The organism is Erythrobacter donghaensis, from assembly GCF_001557325.1.
Taxonomy (GTDB): Bacteria; Pseudomonadota; Alphaproteobacteria; order Sphingomonadales; family Sphingomonadaceae; genus Erythrobacter; species Erythrobacter donghaensis_B.
The window spans coordinates 1-4,777 of sequence record NZ_LSJS01000262.1; the positions used below are offsets into that span (position 1 = coordinate 1).

Annotated in this window: 3 protein-coding genes and 2 pseudogenes; all 5 read left to right on the forward strand. The window is 62.8% G+C overall.

Annotated elements, in window-relative coordinates:
• Window positions 1–354, forward strand: a 354-nt coding sequence (locus tag AX692_RS15180) for a lytic transglycosylase domain-containing protein (RefSeq protein WP_196491811.1), incomplete at its 5' end; no start/stop codon positions are given.
• 69 nt (window positions 355–423) lie between these two features.
• On the forward strand, window positions 424–864 hold the full coding sequence (locus AX692_RS15185; RefSeq protein ID WP_155644762.1) for a hypothetical protein: 441 nt from the start codon (window positions 424–426) through the stop codon (window positions 862–864).
• 515 nt (window positions 865–1,379) lie between these two features.
• Window positions 1,380–1,838 (forward strand): annotated as a pseudogene (locus tag AX692_RS15190) (ArdC-like ssDNA-binding domain-containing protein); the annotation flags it as partial.
• 635 nt (window positions 1,839–2,473) lie between these two features.
• Window positions 2,474–4,375 (forward strand): reverse transcriptase domain-containing protein, encoded by a 1,902-nt coding sequence (locus AX692_RS15195; protein ID WP_010890906.1) that lies wholly within the window; start codon window positions 2,474–2,476, stop codon window positions 4,373–4,375.
• 35 nt (window positions 4,376–4,410) lie between these two features.
• Window positions 4,411–4,767: pseudogene (locus AX692_RS15200) on the forward strand (zincin-like metallopeptidase domain-containing protein); the annotation flags it as partial.
• Window positions 4,768–4,777 lie beyond the last annotated feature (10 nt).

The window sequence follows — 4,777 nt, forward strand, 5'->3', positions numbered from 1 at the left end:
CCGCGCGACAACATATTGGCGGGGACGCTCTATCTTCGTCTGATGTATGACCGCTTCGGTTATCCCGGACTGTTCGCAGCCTATAACGCGGGACCGGCACGCTATGCCGAGCACGTGCGGACCGGCCGCGCGCTGCCCGGTGAGACCCGCGCCTATCTCGCGAGCGTCGCCGGAGTGCCCGTCAATTCCCGGTCGGCTGTCACGGCCGCCAGTGCAACGCCGCGTACCGTCAATGCCATCTTCTTCGCGATCGGCGACCGGCCCCCTGCCGGCCGGAGCGAAGCCGGTGCGGCCACGCTGTTCGTCGCGCTGCGATCGACGTCGCCCGAGAAGAACGCGCCAGACCGCCCATAGTGCGAGCCGATCGGGGCTTCATGCCGAATCGTGTTTCTGCTATGTTCCGAGCCTATGGAGTTGGTCGTGATGTTGCTCGGTCTGATCCTGTCCGCCACCGGCATCGTCCTCTTCGCCTGGGCGATGTTCCGGCTCGCCGTCTTCGCACTCCCGGTCGGGCTCGGTGCGGCCGCATTTCTGTGGGCGGGGGGTGGCGAACTGGGGCCGTTGCTCGGTCTGCTTCTCGGCCTCGTCGTCGGCGTCGCGGTCTTGCTGATCGGACGCATGCTCATCGCGTCGCGGTTGCCCGTTCCGCTTCGCGGAGCGATCGCGCTTCTCTTCGCCGTGCCCGCCGGGATCGCCGGCGGCAGTGTCGTCTCCAGCCTGATGCAGCTCGGCGGTGCGGGGCCGACCGCGACCGGCATCGCCGCGGCGGTCGGCGCGATCATCATCGCCGGTGCCGCCATGATGAGCCTGTTGCCCGCGATGACCGCTTGCACCGGTTCGAACGGATCCCCGCTGCACGGTTGATCTGTTGGGGCCAGTGGGCCGAGTGCTCGCTCCTCGTGTCACCGCGCGCATGGCGACCACGACGAGAGTGCTTCAAGACGGCAGGGTCTGACCTGACGCATCCGGGTTTTCAGGCGCCTCGCGCCTGCGGCGCGACCGCCGCTCTATTCCGCTAGGCTCACATCCGTTCGCCAAGCTCCACCGGGCCACGCTTCGCGCGTCCCGGCCAAAGGTGACGATCGGACTGGCGGGATGCCGGAGCCTTGCTCCGGCCTGTCGTCGCCGCGCCTGACCGGCGCGGCGGCATTTTTCGTTGGGCCTTCCCCTCGTCGCGCGGGTGGGCGGCGCTCCCTTCTGGGCCCGGCCCGGCGTCCCGCAAGCCGGCCTTCGACTGCGCTCGGGTCCGGCTCCTCCATTGCATTTCGGCCCTGCGGGTGCGGACCGCCTCCTGGCCGCGCCCGGCAGGTCGCAATTCGCCGCCCACCCCCGCTCCGGGGGAGGCCCTGGGGTTTTTGGGGCGGCATTGGAGGATAGCCATGCACCAGACCGGCAGCCAACGCGCGCGCGCAGAGGGCAGCAAACGCCAGCCCCCGGCGGAGCGCGCCAATCTTTACGACGAGGTGACGGGCCGCATTGTTTCCGAACTTGAGGCGGGCCGCTTCCCTTGGGTCCAGCCTTGGGGCCGCCCCAATGGTCAAGGCTTCTCCGCCGCCCCCGGCCTCCCGCGCAACGGGCTCACCAGCCGCAATTACAGCGGCGTCAATGTCCTGATCCTGTGGGGAGCAGTGATCGAGAACGGCTATCCGTCGCAATCGTGGCTGACCTTCCGCCAAGCCTTGGAGGCGGGCGGCAATGTCAGGAAAGGCGAGCGCGGGACAAGGGTTGTCTATGCCGACCGCTTCACCCCCGAAGCCGAGAAGGAACGCGCGCGCCAGACCGGCGGCGAAGCCCGCGCGGTGCCGTTCCTCAAACGCTTCACCGTGTTCAACGGTGCGCCGTAACGGCGGAAATTAAGGAGTGCTATCATGGATAGTTGATCTTGCTGGCTATAGATCATGCCCACTGGACTAACCTCGGCCAGAAATGGCTGCGATCCCGAAAGGGACGGGGAACAATAGCATGTTCAGAAAAGGTCCCGAAACGCCAAAGCCATTTGAGGCGCGAGGGATCAGGGCAAGACGTGTATGGTGAAAGCTATACTGCCTGAACCCCAGTTTGCAGCGGCTGATAACGTGGCGATGTCGCAGAATGGTTGACGCGGCATATCGGAGAGACGGAGGAAAGGGCGTTGAGTTCCTCCACAGCGAGCGGGACTTCCGCGAGCGCGCCAGCCTCTCTGACGCACCCTCTATAGGGAGGGGTAAGTGAACGAACGGGGCACCTAACCACGTCGTATCTCCAATTTCCGTAATTACGGGATGCCCTGAAGCAGGCGCTGGGAAGACCAGCGACCTGTATGGGCACGGAGCCGCCATATTACTCAAATGCCCGGTGTAATGGCCGGGACAGCCGCCGAGCAATCGGCGGACGGTCGGCAGTATAAGCTCGGGGTGACCCGGGCGAAAGCCTAACCGACCGGGGGAAGGGCGGCAGCGACTGCGATCAGACGACCTCAAAAGGAGGTGTGCTAATGCTGCCAGATACCATTGAGAGGGCCGTCAGATCACTCCCGACCGTCATCAGGTCGGGTCGGAAGGTCAATGGCCTCTATCGCCTGCTGAAAAGCCCGCTCCTCTGGGAGCATGCCTACCAGCGGATCGCCCCGAATAAAGGGGCGATGACGCCCGGAGTTGATGGTCAGACATTCGACGGCTTCTCGCCCGACAAGGTCAGGTCCATCATCGAACGGCTTGCGAACGGGACCTATCGACCTCAACCGGCAAGACGGGTGTATATCCCGAAAGCCAATGGCCAGAAACGGCCACTTGGCGTGCCGACCACGGAAGACAAGTTGGTCCAGGAAGTGGTGCGGACGATCCTCGAGCAAATCTATGAGCCGCTGTTTTCCAGACACTCTCATGGGTTCCGCCCGAAACGTTCATGCCACACGGCGTTGGAATCGATCCGCGCCATCTGGACCGGGGTGAAATGGCTGATCGACGTCGATGTTGTCGGGTTCTTCGACAACATCGATCATGATGTCCTCGTATCCCTGCTCGAAAAACGGATTGCGGATCGTCGCTTCGTGCGGCTCATCCGGGGTCTACTCAAGGCCGGGTATGTCGAAGACTGGGTCTTTCACAAGACCTACAGCGGAACGCCCCAAGGCGGGGTCGTCTCCCCGATGCTGGCGAACATCTACCTGCATGAACTGGATATGTTCATGCAGGCCAAGATGGCTGGCTTCGACAAAGGGAAGCAGCGATCACCATCCCCTGATGCCCGGCGCATCAGGAACCGCCTGTCCTATGTCCGCCGCACAGTGGATCAACTTCGCGCCAAAGGGCGCGGCGACGATCCCAGAGTCACTTCCTTCTTGGAAGAGATCGGTCGGCTCAAGGCGGAACGGCTTGCCGTTCCGGCCAGCGACGCCTTTGATCCGAACTACAGGAGACTGCGCTACTGCCGATACGCCGACGACTTCATCATCGGCGTCACTGGTAGCAAATCGGAAGCACGACAAATCATGGAGGAGGTCAGGACCTACCTGTCCGATCACCTGAAGTTGGCCGTGTCCGCCGAGAAAAGCGGAATCCACAAGGCTTCGGATGGGGCACGGTTCCTCGGATACGAAGTCCGGACCATGACCAATCCCAATCCGCACAAGGCGATCTTCGATGGTCGTCCGGCAGTGCGGCGAGGCTTGGCCGACCGGATGAAACTTCTGGTGCCAAGGGACCGCGTCGTGCGGTTCGTCAACTCAAAGGAATGGGGCGACTACGACAGCTTCAGACCTGTTGGGAGGGCGGCCTTGCGCTTCGCAAGCGATGTGGAAATCGTCCTAGCCTATAACGCCGAATGGCGCGGCTTTGCGAACTATTATGCCATTGCTGACGACGTGAAACGCAAGCTGAACAAGGCAGGTTACTTCGCCTTGCTCTCATGCGTGAAAACCATCGCCGGAAAGCACAGGACATCGGCTCGCAGAGTCTTCGCCAAACTGCGTCGCGGTACGGACTTCTATATCAGCTACGAGGTGGGAGACACCACCCGGACAATAAAACTGTGGCAGTTGAAGGACCTCCAGCGACACACGCGCACCTGGGGCGGGATCGATATCCCTTCCTCAGCAAAGTTCGTGTTCAGCAGGACAGAGCTGGTCGAGCGGCTCAACGCCCGCGAATGCGAGCGTTGCGGTAGCAATGACCAACCTTGTGAGGTTCATCACGTCCGCAGGATCGGCGAATTGCAGCATGCCGGGTTCAGTCGCCATATGGCGGCCGCCCGTCAGCGTAAACGCATGGTCTTGTGCTCCCGCTGCCACAACGATGTCCATGCCGGACAGCCGACCGACCGCCAACGGCGGACAGCACGCAGTCGTGGAGAGCCGAATGCGCTGAAAGGTGCACGTTCGGTTCGGAGGGGGGCCTAGCGATGTTCTCTCCGAGACATTGCGGGCCTACCCTACTCGCACAGTGCGAAGGCTTGCGCCCCGGCCTTGCCACCGACCCCGCACCGCTTCCCGAACGCCAAGTCGTGCCGATCGCCGAAGCGGTCATTGCGGCATCGGGCGTCGATTTCCGCATCGGTGGGGACAAGGCCTACTATGTCCCGAGCGCCGACTATGTGCAGGTGCCCCCGCAACCGGCCTTCCACGAACAGATCAATTTCTACCGGACGGCGCTGCACGAACTCTGTCATGCCAGCGGCCACCCGTCGCGCCTCAATCGCAATCTGCGCAATGCGTTCGGCAGCAAGGACTATGCGCGCGAAGAATTGATCGCCTTATCTGGACAGTCTGCACCGCATGGCACTTTGCAGTAGGATGTGGTGA

What these genes read in the sequence shown, in the direction of transcription:
- AX692_RS15195 (WP_010890906.1), top strand. Translation starts at nt 2,474, where the DNA reads ATGCTGCCAGATACCATTGAGAGGGCCGTCAGATCACTCCCGACCGTC.
- AX692_RS15185 (WP_155644762.1), top strand. Translation starts at nt 424, where the DNA reads ATGTTGCTCGGTCTGATCCTGTCCGCCACCGGCATCGTCCTCTTCGCC.